Raw genomic sequence first — 1,348 nt, 5'->3', positions numbered from 1 at the left:
TAGGATACGCGTTTTTCAGGAACGACCGTTCCTAGGTCTCAGTTATAGCCGTTTTCGGCTTCATTGTACAGTGTTGCGAGGCGAAAAAATTGAACTTTTGATTGCAATTCGGACGAAACTGGAAGTTACCCCTTCAAACTGGAACCTCGGATTTCAACCGACCATTTGATATTTCTCCCAACAAAAAAGCAACCGTCCTCCGGCTGCTCTTTTGCTGCTTTCTTGTTTACGGTGTGATGGTATAGCTCTTATCAAGGAGCGGCCCGTTCACCAGATTGTCGACATCCTGCACCCGCAGGTTGAACTGCAGTTCCTTGATCTCCGCCTCCGGGATCGTGAGATCCTGATACGTGATAAACCCGAACAGGGACTGTCCCGGACCCACCTCAAAGTAGCGCGTTGTGCTACGCGTCTCTCCGTTCACGCTGCCCTTATCGCTGTTGATATAGAGCCGCTTGTTTGTCTTATTCCGGAGATAGAAAAACACATTCTCATTCCCGAATTGGTCCTGCTTGCACTCTGTCACGACTGCTTCAAAAATCTCATTGTCATCAAGCTGCTTGTAGCTGTCATTCGGCGCGAAAACATAGTTCACTTCCTTGTTCTCGCCGTAGGGATAAATGTGGAACACATCGGTCTCCCCCTTCTGATTCTTCGCATTGCTATCCACAATCGCAAAGCGGAAGGTCAAATCACCGAAACTCTGTAAGCTGTAGGTGCTATTCTTTTGGAAGATCAGATTGACCTGCTTTTCCTGTCCGGGCTCAACGGTCTCGCTGATTCCGCTCGTTCTGAGCACAATGCCGTCGCCCTCCAGGTTCTTTAGCACAAAGACATAGCTCTTGTCCGCACTCTTATTCTGCAGCGTGAGCTGCAGGTATTCCTGGTCCTCGCCGACATTTCCGTAATTGACGATTTTGACGCCGTAGTCTTCCTTGTCCACTGCCTGAAACGGGGTAATCTGAAACGCGGGTTTCTCCCCTTTTTCCTGCTTCTCAATCTCAGCCCCACTCCCCGCGGTCAGCGTGGTTTCTGCGCTCTCTGTAAGCGCAGTGGTCTCTGCGCTCTTTGTGTCCGCCTTCTTGCCGCCGCAGCCCGACACAGAAAGTGCCAACATACATGCCAGTGCAAATACTGTGCGCTTTTTCATCTGTCTCCTCCGTTCTGTAAGGTTTACGCGCTCACCGGGAAAGCATAGCACGCCCCGTCAAGCTTTACAATATTATCGCGATTGTTTCGCATGATATCCGTCGTTTTATTCAAAATATGTTAATTGCTATTCGAAGTTCCGCCTGGAAATCTGAAAGGTGGAAATTAATTCTTCCGAAGGATTGGGTAGAAGTTAATT

At 49.0% G+C, this 1,348-nt stretch carries 1 protein-coding gene; it reads right to left on the bottom strand.

What is annotated here, in order from left to right; all coding sequences use genetic code 11:
• Window positions 1–226 precede the first annotated feature (226 nt).
• Window positions 227–1,150 (bottom strand): hypothetical protein, encoded by a 924-nt coding sequence (locus HMPREF1986_RS12410; RefSeq protein ID WP_021775219.1) that lies wholly within the window; start codon window positions 1,148–1,150, stop codon window positions 227–229.
• Between the last annotated feature and the right edge of the window lie 198 nt (window positions 1,151–1,348).

This window comes from Oribacterium sp. oral taxon 078 str. F0263 (genome assembly GCF_000469565.1).
Classification (GTDB): Bacteria; Bacillota; Clostridia; order Lachnospirales; family Lachnospiraceae; genus Oribacterium.
This window is presented reverse-complemented; position numbering and strand designations above follow the sequence as displayed.